Below are 21,686 nucleotides of genomic sequence, written 5' to 3' on the forward strand. Positions count from 1 at the left end.
GGGATGTTGCGGCGGCAAAATAGATGTTTTAAACATTGCTGGCTTTATCCGATGATAGGCGCAGTCGCATTAGGATCAGCTGGATCCTCCGCTGAGGCGACAACTCTTCGTGAAGCGCTTAACGACACCCTACGGTTCAAACAGACGTTAAGTTTGAAAAGTTGGAAGACAGCTTCAAAACAGCAGAAAAGTGAGGTTTTGCGTGAAACTGTTGATGCTTATGCTGCACTCTACTTAGCAACACAGCAAACACACGTTTATCTGAGATCGCTGAGAGATCTAAACGCGATAACCGCAGTTTTGGATAGACATTCTGAGAGCAAAACAACTCAGGTTTTGGAGCACGTTGAAGCGTTAGAAGCGCAGCGCAGCTTGATCAATGATACTCTAAAGGCGCTGCAGCAGAACGAACTCCTTTTTGCGCAAACGACCTTCACACAGTACACGGGCAGCCGCAGTTTCAACCCTCAGCCAGTGATCACTTCATCTTTATTGAATGATTCAGGATCGCCTACAGATGTACAAGCGGAAAGAAAATCACTTTCCAGATTGATCGAAACCTATAAGCAGCTTCAGTTCGGAGTAACGCGCCAGAGGCGAAGTTATGAGGCTGCACTTGCTCAGACCAAGGTAAGTTCTGAGCATACTCCTGCGTACCTCACCATTCTAACCGAGCTGCAGAATGCAGAACTTCAGCTGATCTCGGCTGAAGCCGAACTCACTCGCCTTCATTTTGCAAACAAAGCTCAACATTCAACGCTTTTGCTGCACCTCGGTCTTTCTGAGCGATTGCTTGAGATAAACCGGAAGCGAGAACTGCGGCGACTGGTTACCCAACAGATCAATTAGGACACTAACAATTTGGAACGAGGAGGAATGCAGTCATGGCTCACATCAACTCAGCGCCTACGAACACACCTGCTTTGCAGTCTCCTCCCCCAATCCTGTTAGCTGAACCTCTTCCTCCTTCGCGAGGCGCAGTCCTACTCAAGAGGGAAAGCGGACAGCTGGTTGATCTTTCCAAAACGATCGGGACGGCCCAACTGGCGCGAGATGGAACCCAATTGCACATTCGGCAAGCTGATGGACAGATTATCGTAATTGAAGGTTTTTTTGGCGGGCCAGCCAACGAGTTCTTTATTTTGATGCCATCTGGCCCGCTCACCACACAAAGTCAGTTCTTGGCAGCAGTGCAAATCGATGCTGCGTTGGAACTTGGCAGCTTTCAGGAAGATGTCCCCTCCCCTGCCCAAGGCAGAACAGACAAACCTGCCGAAGAATCTCAGCAGCATCCGGATACTGCAAGTCTTCCAACTTTGCATCAAACACCCAGATTGGCAGAGTTAAGTTCTGCCACCAGCAAAAATCAGTTGGCGGAAAGCAAACAGTCCGTCTTGGAAGACGCTTCTTTTCCTCTTTCAAAAGCAGGCAATCCTGAGAGTATTGCAGTCCCTCAGTTTTCTCCCGCAGACTTGTATGTTCAACCAAACTCTACAGTTTCCCGAGCAAGTGATCTTCCGATACTCACTGTAGAGGAAGCATCCTTTAGCACATCCACCGATATCTCAGTCAGCGATAGCCTCGCTATTGATTTTGGCGTGGATGGTACCAACTCCCGCGCACTGCTATTTACACTTGATGCAGCTGGACGCCCACTCGGCCGCTCAGGTGATCCGCTCGATATTACCTCCGGCGGTGCGCGGGTCCTTTTTCAGTCAGAATTTGGCCCACAAGGTCAACATGTACTGAAAGGGTTGAAGGGAGATGGAACGCTCGTTTTCAAAGTTACGTTGGATCCCACTTCAACCAACGGCACCTACACCTATCAGCAATTTACGCAGTTAGATCACACTGCAGGAACCTCGGATCTCCTACTCAGTTTTCGTTTCATTGCAAAAGATGCAGATGGAGATAGCCTGGTTTCCTATCTGGACCTCCGCGTAACCGACGATCCTATGCCTTCGGAATGGAACCTATCAGCGACCGTATCTGAGGCAGGCTTAGTGGGAGGGTCAGATGGAGATCCGAACAGCGCTTCAGCAACAGGCATTCTGCCTATGAGCTCCGAGCAAAGCCCAGTCGCACTGACATGGAATGACCCTACTCCAACACCGGGCTTCAGCTTTGCTCAAGAAGGGCAAACACTTCTTATCCTGCAAGGTGGGCAGATCGTCCTATCTGTGTCTCTGAATGCGTCGACTGGCACCTACAGTGTGACACAACACAACGCAATAATGAACGCAGGTAACGGTGACGCGGTATTCAACCTGAACTTCTCAGCGACAAACATCCAAGGCCAAAGCGCAACTGGCACTCTTATCGTCACATCGCTAGACGATACACCTAAGGCGTTCCCACTCAACCAGATCGTTTTTGATGAAAGCCAGTTGAGCGACGAAGCTGAGCTGAGTTTCTCATCAGATTACCTGCCTCATAACGCTGGAGCAGATGGAGCAAACATCAGTTGGCAATTGCCGGAAGATCCGGATGGTCTGATTTACGTTATTGAGGGGCAGTTGCTCAGCGTAAAGCAAGGCGATACGCTGATCCTGACGGCCCAGTTTACGGATGGCAAGGGAGCCTACACAGTCAAGCAACATAACCCACTTCAGCACACCAGCGGGCTAGATCAGGAAGAAATCAAACTCCACTACGTGATCACCGATGGAGATGGCGACACAGACCAAGGGCACTTCAACGTTTCAATCATAGATGATAGCCCTACTATTGGAGCGCCGATCGAACTCACGCTTAGCGACGATGCGTTTACGCAAGCAGATCAAAGCAGTACATCGGCTGAGGATAGTCTTGGTCTGACAGGTGTACTCCCAGTCTCCGCTGGTGTAGATGGAGTACAGGTCTTATGGAATGAAGCACCTCTTCCAACAGGCTTCAGCTGGGATCTTTCCGGCGACAAAATAACGCTTTTGCAAGGTTCGACGGCAATTTTCAGCGCGACGCTGAATTATGCGAGTGGAGCGTATTCTGTTACACAGCATGCTCCCCTCAATCATTCTCAGAGCGTAGACCAGTTTCAGCTGCAATACATAGCGACAGACTCTGATGGAGATGCAGCAACTGGGACACTGCAGATTTCCATTTCAGATAGCGTACCTGTCGCAAGTTCTGCGCCGGAGATTATAGGCCTTTCCGAAACAGACCTCTTTGAAGCGCGTATGAACGGCGATGCATCTATTTCCCAATCAGGCATGCTCAACATTCAATGGGGAGCAGATGTTGGTTCAACAAAAGCACTCTCATTCTCATCCAGCATGAGCGGCACGCCTGCCCCATTTACCGTCAATGGAGCGCAGGTCTTCTATTCATTATCAGGCATTGGAAACGAACTCGTCGCAAAGACGCAGGATGGTACGCTGGTCTTCAAAGTCACATTGGACCCAGGCAACACAGGATCCTATACAGTCGAGTTCTTCACCTCAATTGATCATGCAGCCAACTCTGAAATGTCGATGGCGTTCAACATCATTGCGACCGACGGTGATGGAGATACTCTTCCGCTCTCATTCTCTTTCGACATTACAGATGGAAAGTCTATCGCCGTTGCTGACCAGTTTGCAGGCAAGGAAGACACACCGCTCATTTTGGATCTGCTGGGAAACGACATTCTGAGTAGCGAAGGTTACTCCGTTCACATCGTCTTGGCACCTGCCAAGGGGCATCTAGCACAGAACGCAGACAACACATTCAGCTACACCGGATATCCCAACGCCAATGGATCTGATAGCTTTAGCTACTATATTCAGGACGCTGACGGTGAACGCAGTGAGATCGTGACTGTCTCCATCGAGCTCAGTCCTGAGAATGATGCTCCGATCTTTTCAGGTGTCGGACAAGACACGCCTCTTCATTTGACTGTCGAAGACAATGGGCCTCAGGATGTCTTTACTGCGAACGCATCAGATGCTGATGGAGACAGCCTCCATTTTTTTCTCCAAGGGCCTGATGCGGCCCAGTTCAACATCGACGCGCAAACAGGCAAAGTCAGCTGGAAAGATGAAGTCTCTTATGATGTTCCGGCAGATAAAGATGGCGACAATATCTATAACGTGACGATTGTAGCCAGAGATCCATCAGGCGCAGAAGCTTCACAGGACTATCAGATCCAGGTCACCGAAGGCCATGATACGCCAACCCCGCCTCCAACAGTTTACCTTCACACGCGCGAAGCTGGCAGTTACCAAGTCAGTTGGGGCTTTGACACTGACAATTACTCCAGCAATATCTCCGATGATATTCAGTCCGACGCATGGAAAGAGTTCGGGGATGACGGCTTTGCCACTGCTTCAGATGATGGTTCCTCCGACATTTACATTGATGAAGCAACGGGCGAACTCATTCTGACAGATCAGTCTAGCGCTTCCGCAAATGGCGACGATAATCTTGCAAGCCTCAGCAAAACATTCGATCTGACAGGTGCAGAGTCAGCACAGCTCTCGCTTAGCTACACGGCCTACTTCAGTTCATCAGCAGAAAGCAAACTCTTCTATATTGAGGTCGTCATGGCCGATGGCTCGGTTCAGAGGATTGCTGAGATCAGCAGCACCGAAGATCATTCGCAGCCCAAAACGATTAGCCTCGACCTCAGCAATCACATCTCCTCAGCCACGACAATAAGGTTGGTAGCTCCAGGTGAACTCACGTCTGCAGACATTCTCAGGATCAGCGATCTCACGGTCTCAATTGAGCAACCTTATCCTCTGGAAGAGCAGCACATAGATGCCACTTACCACATTGGTGGAGAGGACTTGGCAGTTGCCAAGTCTGCCAAGATTGGCGGATTACAGGAACCAATAACCGGACTAACACTAAAACTTTTCAATGCCCAAGACGGTGATGTACTGAACTATACAGCAATCGATGGCCTCAATGGTGAGCTGCAAGATAGCGACAACGGCGTACTCACATTGAACTTCTCAGGCAACCTCAATGCCTCCAGCTATCAAAACCTGATTAACTCGCTTACGTTCTCAACCAACTCAGACAGTCTTGAAGCAAGAAGTCTTTCCGTGGTCCTTCATACAGAGAACGGAAGTTCATCACCTTCCATTTCGACAATTCAAATGCTTTCCAAAGCTGATGGAGAGATCGGAAGTGACAAGAACCCAGTTGATGGAACATCAGCAGATGACACACTGAGAGGCACTGAAGGTGACGATGCAATCAACGGATTTGAGGGCAACGATCATCTCTACGCGGGAGAAGGACAAGATACTCTGACAGGTGGCGAAGGCTCAGACATCTACTTCTTTGAGCAACTGGATGGAGCAGCTGATCATATCGCGGACTTTCAGCTGAACATCGGTGATGGAAATGATCGCGATTTGATAAACCTATCTAAGCTCTTTGAGACACATTGCGATGATAACTTCGTGTATGTCCAAACATACATCGACCAATTTATTCGTATTCTAAAAGCAGAAGACGGAAGCTATATTCTACAAGCAGACTTCGACCGTTATAAAGATGCGTATGACTGGGAAACTGTGACTACATTTAATGCTCAAAACGCGGATGTAGCTGGAGCAACACTCTCTTTTCGAACAGACAATATCATGCCCTACGACGCAGAACTTCCAATCGAAAACGCATTCCCTGTAACCTGATCTCGCAAGCCATGAAACTTGGCAGCTGCCAAGTAGTTTGCGCAAATAAAATTGCTATTCTGCTTTGGTAGAGCTTGCTCTCGTATGCGGTATGGCTAAACTTTCTCTGTTATTGCTTCAGAGGATTTCGCATGCGTTCAGATACCCCCATTCAGAAGTACGTTTCAGCTGGAGATCATCAGATCTGTCTTCATGAGTGGGCTGGTGAAGGACCGACATTTTTGCTCCTCCACGCGACTGGATTTCATGGACGCGTTTGGGATTACATCATCAAGCACTTTCCAGGAAGACACGTGATCGCGTGGGACATGCGCAGTCACGGGATGAGTGAGAACGCAGCTCTGCCAAAACTTTGGACCGACTTGGGAGAAGATCTTTTTGCTGTGGTCAAGGAACTTGGTCTCAAGCAAGTTTATGGGGTGGGGCACTCTTGCGGTGGTCATTTGACCATCTTGGCAGCTGCCAAGTTTCCTGAACTCTACCAAAACATTCTTTTGCTCGACCCGGTCGTCTTTCCGAAGCCACTGCTTCCGATCTTCAAAAACATCGCTGATCAAGACCACCCAGTGGCGCGCCGTCGGAACCAATGGAGCAATGTTGGTGAAATGTATGAGCGGTTCAAGGATCGTAAACCATACAACAGCTGGCTCCCCGAGATTCTCCAGGACTATTGCCAGCATGGCCTGATAGAGACCGAACAGGGCGAGGGCTACCAACTCGCATGCCCGCCGGACGCTGAAGCAGAAGTTTACCGCACCTGTTATGGGGATCACATCTACCCACTGCTGGATTCTGTTACTGTACCAACCACAGTGGTGCGTGCTCGTCGTAGAAAGCCAGATGAGCCGCTGCATGACTTCTCGCCATCTCCAACCTGGGAACTCTTGGCAGAGAACATGCCAAATGCGAAAGACATCTACGTTCCAGATCACACTCATTTTCTGCCAATGGAAAATCCGGATGCCGTTTTGAACATGATGGTTCAGATGGAGAGGGGAGAGGAAATCCGCTGGCAGGGGAATGGAGCAATCTTGAAAGACATGTAACCAACACGTTTGGCAGGGATCATATTTCTAAATCAAACCTGCCAAGTGAGGGGAGGGGACTATGGGAAGTTTTGAAATACACGGAGCGTTGGGCTCACCGTACTCCATGAAAGTACGAGCCGCATTCAGGGCTAAACGCATTCCACACGCATGGAAGCTCTGTGCGCCAATGGGGCCAAACAGTCCAGTCAAACACGTTAAAGTTCCAGTTATTCCTGTCGTCAAGTTTCCGGACGAGACTTGGATGAACGACTCCACTCCGCTGCTGCTTCATCTGGAAGCGAAAGGGGAGGGGAGATCACTCCTGCCTGATGATCCGCTCCTCCGTTTTGCGTGTTACCTGATTGAGGACATGGCGGATGAATGGCTTGTCAAAGCGATGTTCCATTACCGCTGGTTTTATGAGGAAGATCGAAAGGTCGTACCAAGCTGGCTGTTGTATGATGCTTGCCTAGGGTTGGACGAAAACACGATCAAAGCCATGGGCCAGCAGTTTGGTGTTCGCCAGATTAGTCGCATGCCGAAGGTAGGGTGTACTCCCGAAACAGCGCCGATCATCGAAGCGTCAACCAAACGCATGCTCGCCATCCTTGAAAACGCCGTCGTCTCCAAGCAGCACTTCCTGTTTGGTGATATGGCCTCCTTGGCAGACGCTGCGATCTTCGGTCAACTCTACCAACTCAAAGACGATCCCACTCCCTCTGCCATGTTGCAGAACGAGTTCCCATTTGTATTCCGGTGGCTCGATCACATTGACGATGCGTCAGGTTTTGAAGGGGAGTGGGTTTCTGAACTGACACCAGCTCTCAAAGATCTGCTCAAAATGGCTGGAGACACCTACCTTCCATTCCTGTCAGCAAACGCTAGAGCCATCGATAAGGGGGAAGCCACCTTCACCGCTGACTTGCCGGAAGGCTTCTTCGCGCAGGAGATCTTCAAGTACCAGAAGAAGTGTCTTGATCGCTTACGGGATGAGTGGGCGAAACTTACACCGGCACATCGGGAAACACTGAGTGAGTATCTAATGGGCGGCACTGAGATCCTCGATTGCTCCCTCGCACAGCCTGCAACCTGATTGAAACGACTTGGCAGCAAATGTTGGCAGCTGCCAAGTCCATTTCTAAGCTGCTAAATTCTCCTTAGCTCACACGCTACAACTACGCTTTTCCCCAAAATCGGCGGAAAACCTTGGGTCTTTTGCATCAAACTGTATCTCTAAGCGGGTTTATCCGTCCAATTTGTAACTGAGTTTGTCAGCCTCAGAGCATGACGACAGGCGATTACAAAACTCAAATTGCTTCAATTCGATCGATCTCCGATAGTCCCTCCAACGCAATCACCCAGCCCGGCAATCACATTCCATCGCCACGCCGAGCTGACTTATTGGACGACTGAACCGGAGATCAAAATGAAAAGAATTGCTATTGCAGGCGCCGCTCTTGTTACTCTTTCAGGCGCAGCTTTCGCCGATGCTCTGACCTTTTATGACGGCAACGGCACCAAAACGATTATCCAGACAAACTCATTAACGGGTTGTGTTGCCATTTATGACTCCGGTCGCAACCCACTCCAGATCTGTCGATTGAACACCGCGCCTAAGGCCGTTGTTGTGCCAGCCCCCGCTACAACAATTGTCACACCTGCTCCAACAACCACTGTTGTTACACCTGCACCGGTCGCAGTTGCCCCCAATGCATGGGACCGCCGTCAGGACAGAGCTACCGCGCGTCGTGTCATTCGCAGAACCGAAGCTCGTCAGGATCTTTTTGACTAAGCTTCATCTTTATGTTGCCTCGATCCCCAATGCTGGCAACTGTGCCCGCCTCCTCCCCGGAGCGGGCACATCTTTATGAAAAAACTAAGCAATCTGATTGGAATATTTCCCAATATTTTTAATGGGTTAGTGAAAGTGTAACGACCTGTCACAAGGCCCGGAACGAAGACGTTCTCTTACACTATTTGGTTTGCACTTACCGCTGCGTACCTTCAGAGTTTCCAAAAGCAACAGCAGAAAAAACAGGAGTCCCCATGTTCAAGGCAATTGCCCTCTCCCTGTCCGTCCTCTTTGCAACGCCACTCGTTGCCTATGCTGATCCCGGTAAAGGACAGCAACGCATGGAGATGATGGCGGAAAGGCTTCAGCTAACTGATGCGCAGAAGGAAAAAGTGCGCCCTATTATGCAACAGGCGATGGAAGAACGTCGCGCCATCCTGAAAGGGGCTGGCATTGAGCGCGGTAAGAAGCCAACAATCGCTCAACTTCGAGAAGTGCGTGGCCCGATGCAGGAATCTCGCGAAAAACTCGATCAGCAGATGGCTCAGGTCCTGAGCACAGAGCAAATGGCGACCTTCCGCGAGATGCAGCAGGAAATGCGCGATAAAATGAGAAAGAAATTCAGAGAAGGCAAATAAGCCTCACTTGAAAACAGAGTAGGGGAGCCATTGCTCCCCTTATCCAGTTTAAAGAATGCTTTCAGCTTTTCGTTTCAGGTCCACCATCGCCTCACGATAAGGACCAGGACCGAAGCTCACACGAGAAACACCCAGTTTCCCAAGTTCGGCAATCTCTGGCATACCTTTCATCATGTAGGCATTGACCGGTAGAGGAACATTTTCGCAAATTTTGGCAATCTGATCTGTGTCCGAAAGGGCAGGGATGAAGAAACCGCTGGCACCTGCTTCCGCATAGCGCTTCCCGCGTTCAATTGCTTCTTCAACCAATCCCGCATGTTTGCTCGCATCCGGTTCATTCAGGAACATATCAGTACGTGCATTGATGAAGAACGGGATGCCTGCCTCATCCGCGGCTTCACGGAAGGCAGAAATTCGCGTGCATTGCTCATCAACGCTGTAAAGACCGCTGCCGTTGACCTTCTGGTCTTCAAAATTGACACCAACAGCGCCTGTTTTGATGATCCGAGCCGCATTTTCCTTCACATCAGCGGGGCTATCCGCGTATGCACCTTCGAAATCGAGAGAGAAGGGAACTTCCACGCTCTCTGCAATGCGGCCTGCGATGATTTCGACCAGTGAAAGAGGGATTTTCTCGCCATCTTCATAGCCATGGGCTGCAGCAACTGATGCACTTCCCGTAGCGACCGCCTTGGCACCTGCCTTCGCTACGGCCTGGGCAGTGCCAGCATCCCAAATATTGTAAATGGTGATTGGCTCGCCTTTAACATGGAGAGCGGCAAATTGTTTTGCTTTGTCAGCCTGAGACATCAATAAGGCCTTTCGATCTTGCTATTTTCAGTTCCACATCAATCAATTTCTGCTTTCGCCACAAACCACCGCCATATCCGGTCAAGCCTCCATCCATTCCAACAACCCTGTGGCATGGAATAACAATGGCAATCTGGTTTGCCCCATTGGCACGGGCAACAGCGCGGGTTGAGTTTGGTTTACCGATTTGCTTGGCCAGTTGGCTGTAGCTTTTGGTGGCGCCAATCGGAATGCGGCGCAGCTCGCGCCAGACATCCTTGGTAAACTCAGTGCCATGCATCACCAGCGGCACATCAAAATCCAGACGCTTGCCTTCAAAGAACTCACCAAGTTCACTTGCGATCTGATCCGTTGGTGCCGTGCGGCCAAGGCCCAGATCTCCCTTCACTTGCTTGCGTAAACGGGAGAGTTCAGCGGGGAGGGCTTTACGGTCTGCAAACTCCAGCAAGTGCAGTGCGCGGTCATCACTTACGGCGATCATTGCACCGAGCGGAGTATCGAACCAATCTGCTTTGAGGAGACCATTACCCTTTAGTTCAGCTGGTTTACAGCCGAGTAAGCGCGCAAAAGCCTGACGGAATGCATCTGGAGATGAAAAACCGGAGGCGAGCTGGGCATCAATCACCTTGCCACCGTCGGAAAGTGTTTCAAATCCATCGCGCAAACGGGAAAGGCGAGCCATTTCCAGAAATGTAATTCCGTACTGACGCTTGAAGCTTCTGCGCACAGTGGATGGATCCAGTCCAAGGCGAACAATATCGGCTTCTGACCATTTATGGTGCGGCTTTGCTTCAAACTCACAAAGCAAACGTGTCACCACTTCATCATTATCCGCGGACGTGCCCACCGGATGGCAACGCTTGCAAGGACGAAACCCGGCTTCAAAACATTCTGCAATTGTCTCGAAGAAGCAACAGTTCTCATACTTCGGCTTGCGGGCAGGGCAGGTAAGGCGGCAAAACACACCGGTCGAGCGCACCCCAACATAAGCCCGGCCATCATAGTCCGGATCGCGATCAAGAAGTGCCTGATAGAGCACTTTGGTATCTGGTAGTTCAAAAAGCATGATTTCTTATAGTATCAGGAGCTATTTTCAGCGCACGGTTTTCGGGCGTTTATTAAGGACATCTGATTTTTGGTGTCTTCCGCAATGTGTCAGGCTAATTGATAGCATTCAATTGCACAGCACCGACAAATAAATTTATGAGGTACCGGTCGCGCTCACTGCGTTAGTCCAGCTTCAGATTTCCGATCCGCGCCTGCATGATGTGCGCTGGCGTGTATGTGTCCGGAACCACTTCCAACTCTGAAGGACCGCAGTCAATAAAGCCGATTTTCTGGTAGAAACGCTTTGCATCTTCAGCTTCTTTCAGAACATAGATTCCGGCAATCTGATCCGGCGAGTAGTCCGCCATCGCTTGCTTCATCAATTGCCGTGCCAATCCCTTGCCCTGATAGGCGCTATCGAGATAACAGGCCCAAATATAAACCACTTCACCACGGACAGCACAGGCAAGAGAGCCAACAATCTTCTCGCCAATTTTTGCTAGGTGAAGCTGGCCATCCGGCCCAGGAACCACGCCGCCCAGATCATCCGTCTCAAGCCGAGCGACCAGTCGCTTTGTCAGGTCATCGCCCAGTTCCGCCAGATGCGCCTCAGTCCAGGCAACTGCCAGAAAATCCCGCAAGGATTGCTTGTCGCTTTCCTCAAATAGAACCACCTGGGCATTTTCAATTGCAGCTGCATTTTGAGACATATCCATTGCGTCCAGTTCTGGTTGATCGACCTTTCAGGAGCTTATGCCGGAAGGTCGGCTAGTTTTCGGCGGCCGCAGATCCTCCAGACGCTGCAAGGCCAAACAATGTGCGATGCAGAGCCAGTTTGCCATCAACCGCACGATCGATACAGGCGCGGAAATATCCAGCCGGGCGTGCAATACTTTCCGGATCGCGCAAGGCCTTTTCAACCGTGGTGATTAGGACCGCCGCGGCCGTATAGTCGCCAACCCTGTTTCTCGCATCAAACCAGCCTTTTTGAGAGAGGCCAATCAACAGACGCATATCATCGGAACTATCGGTCAGACTGCTCCAACTGGAAAGATCAAGCCCCAATGCACCTTGCGTTTCTTGAGTTGCTGAGCCGAGCAAACCAAGAGAAACCTCTGACAGGAGAGGGGAGAACTGATCATTCTCGTAAGGATCAGCATGTTCTGACCAGTTCAGACTTTCAGTTTTACCTGAAGTTTGAGATATGGCATGAGTTTCGCTTTTTGGATCCTTTTCAGGAGCCATTTCAAATTCGGTGTAGCCGGATTTGTTGTTATTTATGAATGCATCGTTAGATGCATGCTGCTGTTTACTTTTAATCCAAGAGTCTTGAGAGGTTGTATTATTATAAGGGGTGACATCGTTGTCTTCTGTGCATGACATTTCTGATTTTTCTTCAAAAAAAACAGCACTTTCTTGAGGTTCAGCACCACCCTTTTCTGAGGTGTCTTCTGCAGTTTCAAATCGCGCAACAAGAAGCTCATGAAGCATCGTCAGTGCTTCAGCTCGTTCAACGATCCCCATCGGTTGATCCATCAGCTCATTGAAGGCACGGGCGATCTCAGAAACATCGAGTTCTTCATGAGTAGCCAGGCGAAAAAGATCGGTCATCGCTCTGGAAAGACGGCTAACTGTACGTTTTGCCTCTTTTTCCTGAGCAAGGCGGGCTGCAAATTCAGCACCAATCTGCTTCAACTCATCCAAACGTTGCCGTGCTGGAGAAAAATCCAGACCATAACCACGCTCAATCTGACGGTCTTCACCCGCGCGATAGATATAGCGGCGACCTGTTGGGCTGTCTTTATAAGCAAGAACGCCAGCTTCCACCAATCTGCGCAGGGAACGAACCACAGTGCGAGAAGAGCGGCTGACGTACTCGGCCAGTTTTTCATTGGAGATCGCGACCAGTGGACGGCGGTCCTGCGACCAGTCCTCTGCGGCTGTCAGGCCAATCAGAATGTCAAGAATATGATAGGTGGTGCCATCAATTCCCAAGGCAGGGGCGGCCTTTTTCAAAGCCATCGCAACTTCTGATTTTGTCGTCTTTACAATGTCATTGGCCATTGCCAGCTTTTGACTGGCAACCATTGCCGGCGTCAGTTTTCTGAACGACGCCACTGAACCAACAGATTGCATAGCTACACCGTTCACCCACTAAGTCTAGTAGGTGTTCTCAAGGGTCAGGACGCAAAACATCCTCCCCAAACTGAGGATAAACGGGACAAACTGCCGATTAGCATGCAGAAAGACGCTTCAACTCCTTGCTCAAGGGTTGATTCGTACCGCGTCTCGAAGTAATTTGAAGGTGCAAAATATGGTTACATCGAGCGCTATCGTTTGTTTGTACCCAAGGAATTTCGGTCTTGTTGATTGCCGTCAGCAGGACCGTTTTTCTTTGGAAGAGACGTGATTAAACCGTCATGCATCCTCCTTCAGAACTTCTTGTTCAAACTCATCCACCAGATCTGGCAGGCGGCGCTTCAAAAATGCGGCTAACTCAGGTTGCTTCTTAGCATCTACCTGAAAGCTAAGCGCATTTGGGCCGTCCTTCATCAGGATCTGTTTGTTGCCAATCCAGCTCTTTGCTGCTGTGGCAATGGAACCTGTAGTCGCTGTGTTTGTCTCAGCAGACTTACAGGCAGAAAGAATAGCGCTGAAACGCTCATCACTCGCAGAGAGCTCAAAGTCCGCACTGATCATCACTGCATCTACCCGCGCCTTAAACGGTTCAGGCAGTTTGCCATTGAGGAAATGTCCCGCCAGCTCTTCCCAGCGCGGACGCCCGATCTTGGGCGCAGGGCCGATCTCGCGAACGAACTCTTCTGGCAGCGCATTCATCAGCTTCAGCAGCTTGGATACGGTGGTCGCATCCTTACCAATCGCCTTTGAAATCACGGTCTGCGGGAAGCTTTTTGCCAAACGGGAGGCAAACAAAGCGGTTTCGATGAAAGACAGGTTCTTACGCTCATGGTTTTCTTGACCCTGAGCAATCAGAAGGGCTTCATCGGAAAGCTCTTTGATGATGCCGCGAACAGGCAGACCAAGGTCTTTACAGGCGCGCCAACGACGGTGACCGAAAGCGATCTGATAGCGGCCCGGAGCTTCCGGATGCGGACGCACCAGAATTGGAACCTGCTGGCCGCTGGCAGAGATAGACGCCTTGAGTTTCTCAAAGTCCTCATCATTGGCCACGACCATGCGGTCAGCCACGAAAGACGGATCAAGGTCGTCCGTACTCAACTCATGAGCAACGCTGCCGTCCTCAATCATCTGGCGCAGCTTTTCGTTTTCCTTCTCCACGTCGGAGAAGGTGTTGCGCATGGACTTGATCGCGCCAGAAGACACCCGCTGCTTGGTTGTTGCCGTCATGGACGGCGCAGGGTTGGGGGATTTTGCCAGTTCAGCCGGGTCTACCCCGCCGAACATGGCCCGCATCTTCTTGGAACGATCAGTAGCCTTGTTCATGGACGACCCCATACCTGTTTGATCAGTTGGAACACTTCCGTATTTGCCGCATCAACGGATTCCAGAGCACGATTGAGGGTATCGCGGGTCATGTTTCCGCGCTCAACCTCGTAAAGGCTCTTCTTTTCCAGCCCTGCATTCGCGATCGCTGTGGTCTCCACGATGGAAGCCGCCAGCACATCCTCACCAAAAAGACCTCTCAGAAGCGCTGCAACGTTCACCTGCGGCACATCGTGCGGTGTGTGGCGTGTGAGCAGGTAACGCACGAAATCGTGGCTCAGGCTGCCCCCAGCCTCTTCAATCACCGCCAGCAGTTCTGAGGTCATGGAAAGGAACTGGTTCATGGATGACACGTCCAGCATGGCCGGATGCACTGTGATGACAATACCGGTTGCCGCATAGAGCGCGCCAAGGGTGAGGTAACCCAGCTGTGGCGGCGCATCGATAAGCACAACATCATAATCATCTTCCACCTCCTTCAGGACGGTCGCCATGCGGCGGAAGAACATGCCATCGCCGCGCGAAAGCCCCTGAGCAATTGCCTGCGGGGTTTCGTGCTCATATTCCATCAGTTCCAGGTTACCGGGGACAAGATCGAGCCCATCAAAGTACGTTTTGCGGATAACATGGCTGAGTGGAACGCGCTCTTCATCGTCATAACGGATGGCGGCATAGAGCGTCTGGTTCTCGTCAACGTCGAACTCTGGCTGGTACCCGAACATGGCAGAGAGTGATGCCTGCGGATCGAGGTCAATTGCGAGCACGCGCAGGCCCTGAAGCGCCAAATAGTGCGCCAAATGGACGGTTGTAGTGGTCTTTGCAGAGCCGCCTTTGAAGTTTGCAACCGCCAGAACCTGCATCTTCTCACCATGACGGCGGCGCGGGTCCAGACGAAGCGCATCAGCAGGGCGTTTTTCTGCCAGATAACGACGTAATTCGTTGATCTGCGGAAGGGTATAAATGCGTCTGCCGTTTTCCAGCCTTTCGGGGATAACTGCTTCGCCATTGAGGGAAAGCTGACGCAAACTGGATTCGGCAACACCGAGCAGCCCCGCAACCTCGCGCGAAGAGAACGTCTTCAGCTTCTTTTGAGCCTCAGGCGGATACATCTTCTCCCTTAAGGATTGCAGTTGCCGCGACAACAAGTCAGAATGGCGTGCAATCTTCTCAGCAGAAGTCTCATCATGTTCAGCAGCGAGCAGCATATTGCCTCTTACCCTTTATGACGGTTTTGAAGTGCAGAGCGATAATAATCCGTCACAGCGCATCCTTCTCCGATTCAAAGGACGCGTCAATCTCTTTATAGTTAACGCCCATTAACCAATATTAAGAGTCTGTTAACGAACTTTTGGCGACGGCTTTCTGATTGCAACGCGAAATTACTATATATTGCGTAAGACCCGGTTTTTACAGCAACATTTCCATAATGCAGCAAAACAATCTTATTAAGAAACGTCATTTTCGCCAAGCCAACAAAAGAACTTAGACATGACGGTTTTTGTGCAAAAATCGACGAAATACCGATTTGACAGAAGCAAGCAACGTCACCTGAGCCGTTCCAAGCGTGAATCAGTCATAGATTCGCACTGAGTCGCAACCCCACCTAACACACGCAAAAACCTAAACCATTAGAGCTTTCCCAAGTTCCGCAAGGCTTTGGCGAGAACCTGTCTTGTACAGTCCCGCCGAACCGGTTTTGTCACTCTGTCCTGGCTACTAGTTGATCTTTGGGGGGCCTGTGGTTTTCGCTGTCAAACTCCATCTCTTCCGCGTGTCCAACTCAAACAATGAAGTGGTGTTTTCTAGAGGCGCTCTGCAAAAGCTCGGTGCCACTCCCGGCGAGCATCTTTCCTTTAAGATCGGCGCCTGCCACCGCTTTTCCGCAAAAGCCGCTGTCTCCACTGATCGCCGGGCAGCACTGGGGCTGCCATCAGATGTGTTTGACGAACTTGGCCTTGCCCTCATCGATGGCCTGCATGTAAAACGGGAAGGGGACACCATCCATATTGGCCCAACCATCGGTATCATGGGGGCAGGAAAGTTTGATCCGGAACGGCGACACCAGCAGGACATGTTGAACTACGCCCAGACACAGGGCTACATCGCCTTTCTGTTTTCGCCCGAAGACTACAACTGGGCTAACAATACGATTACCGGCGAGACCATGCCCGGCCATCGTCAGCCCGGATTGCCGTTGCCGACCGCCATCTACAATCGTATCCATACCCGCGATGAAGAACACAAGCTGCGTGTTGAGGCCATCAAGAACCGCATGCGGGCGCTAGGCTCTCACATCTACAATCCCGGCTTTTTCGATAAGTGGGAGGTGCATGAGCATCTGATGCACGGCCAGAAGCTGCGTAAATATTTGCCGGAGACACACCGTGCCCCTACACCAGCGCTGCTCAAAAAAATCCTTGGTCGTCATCACTCCGCTTATCTGAAACCAGTCGATGGACGTGGCGGCAAGATGTTGATGCGACTAACCAAACGGGAAAAGGGCTACCGCCTTCAATGGCTGACGGACCTGTCCTGTCCTCATGCAGACTTCGTCCAGCTGGAGGATGCATTTGAGTTCGCATTCTGCCACACCTCGCTGGATCAGTATCTGGTTCAGCAAAGCCTCGACTTTTCTTCATTCGATGGACGCTCCGTAGATTGCCGCGTGCAGATGCACAAGGACATCAGCGGCACATGGCGCTGTTTGATGATCGGCCCGCGGGTCTGTGCGCACGGCTGCATTTCCTCTCACTTCAGTCAGGGGGCTGATATTGTTGGTACCGACGACTACTTCACCAACGCCTTTGGCAAGAAGGCCGAGGCGGTAAAGGCAGCCGTCGAGGAATGCGGCTTTGCGATTGCCCATCGGATGGACGAGTACCACACATCTCCCATTGGTGAGTTGGGACTGGATGTTGGCATCGACAAATCCGGCCACCCGAAGCTTCTGGAAATCAACGCCAAGCCGGGCCGCATGATCTTCCTGGATCCCCGCCACGCAGAAGCGCGTGTCTCCACGCTGGAAGCCAGCATTGATTACGGAGCTTTTCTTTCCGGCTTTGGAGAAGATCCTGAATGAGCCCTGGCGAAACATATAGATGTCGGGAAGCTCTTAGCGCTCCGGTTACTTTGTTTGCTGTTTGGCCTGTCAGCCGCGCCTCTGTTGAGCAAAAACATACGGCATCCGGTCTAGAACAACTCTTTGAGCACCAACGCGAGCAAGATCACTCAAGAGATTTCAGTCGCATCTGGAGGTCACCGTGGCGCGGAAATTGAATGAATCCTCAGCAGTCATTGTCGGAGGCACTTCTGGTATCGGTTTTGCCGCAGCCAAATCTCTTCTCAGATCAGGTCTTCAAAAGCTCACCATCTGCGCCCGTGATGTCACCAAGGGCCGCAATGCTCTGAGCAAGCTGGCTGCCGAGTTTCCCGGCGCTTACCTGCATTTCGTCCAGTGTGATGCGTCTGATCCAGCCCGCACCGAAACTGCGATCACTCATGCAGAATTGGCCATGGGGCGAATCGATGTGCTGGTCAGCACCGGTGGTGGAGGCATCATCCCCAAGCCATTGCAGGAAGTGAAAGTGCATGAGTTGATACCCACAATCACCTCCCTGATGAACAGCATCCTGCACCCAATCCATGCTGTTTATCCGGTCATGACAAAACAGCGGTGCGGGACAATTATTTGTTTAACCTCGGATGTTTCCATAATCCCGACCTACGGCAGCACCATTGTCGGGGCGGGCATGGCCGGTATTTCCATGTTCTGCCGTTCCCTAGCGGTAGAAGCCAAACAGCATTGTATCCGGGTCAATTGTGTCAGCCCCAGTGTTGTACGTGGAACCCCTCTTTATGATAAGCTTGAAAGAGATCCTTTTGCTGCCACCCTCATTTCAAAAGTCGAGCAAAATGCCCATTTAGGCGTGATCATGCCCGACGAAGTAGCCGAAGCGATCTGTTTTCTCGCCGGTCCGGGCTCCGCTAAAATAACAGGACAAGTCATTAGCGTTTCCGGAGGAGGCACACCGATTTAATTTTACAGGTCACCGGTCCAATGGACAGTTTAGAGCGTACTTTTACCCTTTCTGAAATGAGCAAGACTCCCGCCTTCATTCCAACCATCGCCCATCGCATCTGGCAGGCGTGGTGGCAGGATAAGGGTGTTTTACAAAGCGAAATTGAAACCAAACTCCGCGCAGCTCTTTGTCCTGAAGCTGTGCCCACCGCCTATGTTGCCCATCGCGGCGACACTTATCTGGGCAGTGCACTTCTGATCGAAAGCGATTTTGCCGCGCGCCCGCATCTCACCCCCTGGGTGGCAGCCGTCTGGACTGAGGAAGTCCATCGCCGGGAAGGCATCGGAACCGCTCTGGTCAAACGCATGGCACAACTGGCGTTCGAGAGTGGGTTCTCGCGGGCCTATCTGTGCGCGTCAGACGATAACACGCCCTTTTACGAGAAGATGGGATGGAAGGTGCTGGAGTACCACGTCAAGCAATTAAACGTGCTGGCGCTGGACAAGCCTAACTGATCATCAGCTGGCTGGGTGTGACGCCAAGACGTTTCTTGAAAGTCGAGCTCATATGCGCGTGGGAGGAAAACCCGCAGGCATAAGCCACATCACTGAGGTTTTTCTGCGACTTGGCCAGAAGCCTGCGCGCCCGCGCCACGCGCCGCTCAACCACATAGTCGTGGGGCGTTTTACCCGTTGCTGCTTTGAAGGCGCGATTGAAGAAGCCAGATGAAAGATCAACGCACCCTGCCAGATCTGAAATAGAAATCTGCTCAGAAAGCTGGGCTTCAACCAGCTCTTCAATGCGTTTGAGGCGCGCTTCTGTCATGGACGCAGAGGCTGGAGGCTCATACAACGAGCCAGCCTGCACTTGATCCACCACATCGAGCAGAGCAAAGAGCAGCGTTTCCAACTCCAACGCATCAGAATGCTCACCGACCAGCAACGCCTTACGCAGCTCATAGGTTGCTGCAATCGCTTCATTCGAGATGGCATGATTGAACCGCAAGGCATTTTCATCCGTGCGCAGATGCTCTTCAGGAACCGTGAAGGTCAGATACTCACCACCTCGTTCACTTTCTGAGGTCACCGCACAGCCTTCTGGCACAAAGGCGAGGCTGTTGGGACGGGTCCAGAAATCAACCCGGCGATCGCTGTTGAAGGAATGAACCCCGCGCTGGCTTTCAAACGCAAATCCGACAGAGGCCTGAGCAGCAGTATAAGACACAGCATAGGCACTGCTCGGCAACAGCTGCACCTTCCACTTGCTAACAATGTCCCGCCTTAAACTCATAGTCTCATGTATTTCAACAGGTTCTCACCGCCTGCCCCACACGCAGACGCCCTTATCTATAAGCTGAACTGAGGAGACCTGACAAGGAGACATCCGTAGAAGGATGTTTAGGTCAGTATTTTGAAAGCCAGCGGATCTGGCTGGCTCTACCATCACGGCAAAGCATTTTGGTTTGTCATGAGGATTTTGAATGCCGTTGTTTTCTTTGCAAGATCTGGAAGCTGCTCACACCACAGTCCGTCAGTTTGTCCCTGAAACCCCCGTCTACGCTTGGCCTTTGCTTAAGGAGCGGACGGGCGTTGATATATATGTGAAGCATGAGAACCATACACCAACCGGCTCGTTCAAAGCCCGTGGTGGGTTCACCTATGTTGATGCGCTGATGAAGTCTGGCGAAAGGCCCAATGGATTGGTCACCGCCACCCGCGGCAATCACGGTCAATCGGTTGCGCTTGGAGCCACCCGCAATGGCATCCCGTCTTACATCATCGTGCCTGAAGGCAACTCCCTGGAAAAGAACGCGGCTATGCGCGCCTTTGGAGCCAACGTGATCATCGCAGGCAAGGATTTTGACGAGAGCCGCGTGGTTGCACAGCAGCTGCAGGATGAGCATGGCTATCACATGGTGCCGCCGTTCCATGAGAACCTGGTCAAAGGCGTTTCCACCTATGCGTTGGAGCTCTATCGCGCCATCGCAGATCTAGATGTGGTTTACGTTCCCATCGGCATGGGCTCCGGCATTTGCAGCCTGATCACCGTGCGTGATTTGTTGGGATTGAAGACAAAAATCATCGGCGTAACGGCTCAAAACGCCAATGCTTTCGCCTTGTCCTTTGCTGCCAGAAAAGCAGTGCAGACAGAAACAGCCAACACCTTCGCCGACGGCATGGCCTGCCGTGACCCACAAGCGCAGCCGCTGGAGATTATCCTGAAAGGGGCAGAGGATGTGGTCAGCGTCAGCGAAGCCCAGATCGCAGAAGCGATGATGGCCTATTACAAAGACACTCATAACCTCGCCGAAGGGGCGGGTGCTGCACCACTGGCCGCCCTGCTAGCCAATCGCACCAACCTTCAAGGCAAACGCATCGCCACCATCCTCACCGGCGGCAACATCGACCTCACCACCTTCCTGTATGTGATGAACACCCACTCGCAGGAAACCAGCGAGCTGGCATCAGCCTGATGAGACAACGAGGAGAGGGGACACCCCTCTCCGACTTTGCTGAGTTTAAGCCTGATCCTGTTGAGGCTTGAGCTCAGGTTCTTCCCTTGTGTCAGACGTATCAAACGATAAGAACCGCTTATTCGCCCAAGCGATGCCAACCAGCGTCAAACCAAGGCCGATAAATGAGGTTGCTCGAGCGAGACCATAAAGACCTGACATATCGATGAAGAACACCTTGAGGCACGTCATGATGATAAAGGCGAGCCCAAGTTGACCGACACGTTTGCGCTGCTTAACAGAGGCAAACGCAATCAGGCCGACCGAGAAGATCAGCATTGCAACGGTGTAGCTGTAAAGCTCTTCAAGAACGACGCCTGACTCAGTCAGAACCGGGCCTTGCCAGAAAGCGCGGATTTCCAGTCCCACATACATAATCAGCAGAACCCCGGCCAAACTTCGGGTCACGTTATGCAGCTTCGGTTCAGATATCCAAAAGCGTTCTGTGGCAGGCAAAGGAGTGTCTTGAGAGAAAGACTTCGTTAGTACATCACGTTGTTCAAATTAGAGCCTCTATCATTAAGCTGATAGTTAGGGACAAGATGGGATGACTTGGGATCAAATGCTCAAGTAAACAGTCATGTGCTGTACTACTGACAGTTTAATCTGGCTGGCAACAGCTAACTTGCAGTGACTATTACCGTTGGCAGTACTGTAAGAGCTCCGGTAAGTGAGTAACGGTTATCAGCGCTGAGGACCAATCGCGGTTCTTCAAGTACTTCCTTAAAAGGTTGAGACACGCAAACTCAGA

Annotated in this window: 18 protein-coding genes; 10 read left to right on the top strand and 8 right to left on the bottom strand. The window is 51.4% G+C overall.

The features are described 5' to 3' along the window. The first annotated feature begins 3 nt into the window (after nt 1-3). The 6 genes from PJE062_RS17995 (at nt 4) to PJE062_RS18020 (ending at nt 9,082) form a co-directional block, all read left to right on the top strand. The gene (locus PJE062_RS17995) at nt 4-849 is read left to right on the top strand and encodes a hypothetical protein (RefSeq protein ID WP_037037552.1); all 846 of its coding nucleotides are present in this window, start codon (nt 4-6) and stop codon (nt 847-849) included. A 35-nt stretch (nt 850-884) separates the two neighbouring features. Beyond that, entirely contained in the window at nt 885-5,624 is a 4,740-nt protein-coding gene (locus tag PJE062_RS18000) for a DUF5801 repeats-in-toxin domain-containing protein (RefSeq protein ID WP_008551083.1), read from the top strand. A 131-nt stretch (nt 5,625-5,755) separates the two neighbouring features. Further along, nucleotides 5,756-6,670, top strand: a complete 915-nt coding sequence (locus tag PJE062_RS18005) for an alpha/beta fold hydrolase (protein ID WP_050773946.1) — start codon at nt 5,756-5,758, stop codon at nt 6,668-6,670. Nucleotides 6,671-6,731: 61 nt separating this feature from the next. Further along, nucleotides 6,732-7,745, top strand: a complete 1,014-nt coding sequence (locus tag PJE062_RS18010; RefSeq protein WP_008551104.1) for a glutathione S-transferase N-terminal domain-containing protein — start codon at nt 6,732-6,734, stop codon at nt 7,743-7,745. Nucleotides 7,746-8,078: 333 nt separating this feature from the next. Then, complete coding sequence (locus PJE062_RS18015; RefSeq protein WP_008550851.1) at nt 8,079-8,444, top strand: hypothetical protein; 366 nt, start codon at nt 8,079-8,081, stop codon at nt 8,442-8,444. A 254-nt stretch (nt 8,445-8,698) separates the two neighbouring features. After that, complete coding sequence (locus PJE062_RS18020; protein WP_008550772.1) at nt 8,699-9,082, top strand: LTXXQ motif family protein; 384 nt, start codon at nt 8,699-8,701, stop codon at nt 9,080-9,082. A 48-nt stretch (nt 9,083-9,130) separates the two neighbouring features. On the opposite strand, the gene PJE062_RS18025 is transcribed toward PJE062_RS18020, so the two are convergent. The 6 genes from PJE062_RS18025 to repA form a co-directional block, all read right to left on the bottom strand. Next, nucleotides 9,131-9,892 carry an isocitrate lyase/phosphoenolpyruvate mutase family protein gene (locus PJE062_RS18025; protein WP_008551115.1) on the bottom strand — a complete coding sequence of 254 codons (762 nt, stop codon included), beginning with the start codon at nt 9,890-9,892 and terminating at the stop codon, nt 9,131-9,133. Next, a complete protein-coding gene (locus PJE062_RS18030; protein ID WP_008551137.1) occupies nt 9,879-10,958 on the bottom strand; it encodes a bifunctional transcriptional activator/DNA repair enzyme AdaA in 1,080 nt (359 codons plus the stop codon). The genes PJE062_RS18025 and PJE062_RS18030 overlap by 14 nt, the downstream gene beginning before the upstream one ends. Nucleotides 10,959-11,121: 163 nt before the next feature. Further along, nucleotides 11,122-11,649 (bottom strand): GNAT family N-acetyltransferase, encoded by a 528-nt coding sequence (locus PJE062_RS18035; protein WP_008550882.1) that lies wholly within the window; start codon nt 11,647-11,649, stop codon nt 11,122-11,124. Between the two features lie 58 nt (nt 11,650-11,707). Next, nucleotides 11,708-13,075, bottom strand: coding sequence for a plasmid replication protein RepC (gene repC / locus PJE062_RS18040; protein WP_037037556.1), 1,368 nt, complete (start codon nt 13,073-13,075; stop codon nt 11,708-11,710). 282 nt (nt 13,076-13,357) lie between these two features. Further along, nucleotides 13,358-14,404: a plasmid partitioning protein RepB gene (repB, locus tag PJE062_RS18045; RefSeq protein ID WP_008551178.1), complete on the bottom strand. Its 1,047-nt coding sequence runs from the start codon at nt 14,402-14,404 to the stop codon at nt 13,358-13,360. Further along, on the bottom strand, nt 14,401-15,609 hold the full coding sequence (gene repA / locus PJE062_RS18050; RefSeq protein ID WP_008550990.1) for a plasmid partitioning protein RepA: 1,209 nt from the start codon (nt 15,607-15,609) through the stop codon (nt 14,401-14,403). The genes repB and repA overlap by 4 nt, the downstream gene beginning before the upstream one ends. Before the next feature lie 533 nt (nt 15,610-16,142). Here repA and PJE062_RS18055 point away from each other — a divergent pair. From PJE062_RS18055 to PJE062_RS18065, 3 genes are all read left to right on the top strand, one after another. After that, nucleotides 16,143-17,483 carry a YheC/YheD family protein gene (locus tag PJE062_RS18055; protein WP_008551063.1) on the top strand — a complete coding sequence of 447 codons (1,341 nt, stop codon included), beginning with the start codon at nt 16,143-16,145 and terminating at the stop codon, nt 17,481-17,483. Between the two features lie 181 nt (nt 17,484-17,664). After that, a complete protein-coding gene (locus tag PJE062_RS18060; RefSeq protein WP_008551250.1) occupies nt 17,665-18,441 on the top strand; it encodes an SDR family NAD(P)-dependent oxidoreductase in 777 nt (258 codons plus the stop codon). Between the two features lie 56 nt (nt 18,442-18,497). Continuing rightward, nucleotides 18,498-18,938, top strand: coding sequence for a GNAT family N-acetyltransferase (locus PJE062_RS18065; RefSeq protein WP_208982383.1), 441 nt, complete (start codon nt 18,498-18,500; stop codon nt 18,936-18,938). Here PJE062_RS18065 and PJE062_RS18070 read toward each other — a convergent pair. Continuing rightward, nucleotides 18,931-19,713 carry a helix-turn-helix domain-containing protein gene (locus tag PJE062_RS18070; protein ID WP_037037559.1) on the bottom strand — a complete coding sequence of 261 codons (783 nt, stop codon included), beginning with the start codon at nt 19,711-19,713 and terminating at the stop codon, nt 18,931-18,933. The two genes, PJE062_RS18065 and PJE062_RS18070, sit on opposite strands and share 8 nt — an antisense overlap. A gap of 190 nt (nt 19,714-19,903) precedes the next feature. Between PJE062_RS18070 and PJE062_RS18075 the strand changes: the two genes are divergently transcribed. Further along, nucleotides 19,904-20,896 carry a threonine dehydratase gene (locus PJE062_RS18075; protein WP_008550888.1) on the top strand — a complete coding sequence of 331 codons (993 nt, stop codon included), beginning with the start codon at nt 19,904-19,906 and terminating at the stop codon, nt 20,894-20,896. 45 nt (nt 20,897-20,941) lie between these two features. Here PJE062_RS18075 and PJE062_RS18080 read toward each other — a convergent pair whose 3' ends face one another. Next, nucleotides 20,942-21,391, bottom strand: coding sequence for a DUF2339 domain-containing protein (locus tag PJE062_RS18080; RefSeq protein ID WP_037037561.1), 450 nt, complete (start codon nt 21,389-21,391; stop codon nt 20,942-20,944). Between the last annotated feature and the right edge of the window lie 295 nt (nt 21,392-21,686).

Source organism: Pseudovibrio sp. JE062, from assembly GCF_000156235.1.
Lineage (GTDB): Bacteria > Pseudomonadota > Alphaproteobacteria > Rhizobiales > Stappiaceae > Pseudovibrio.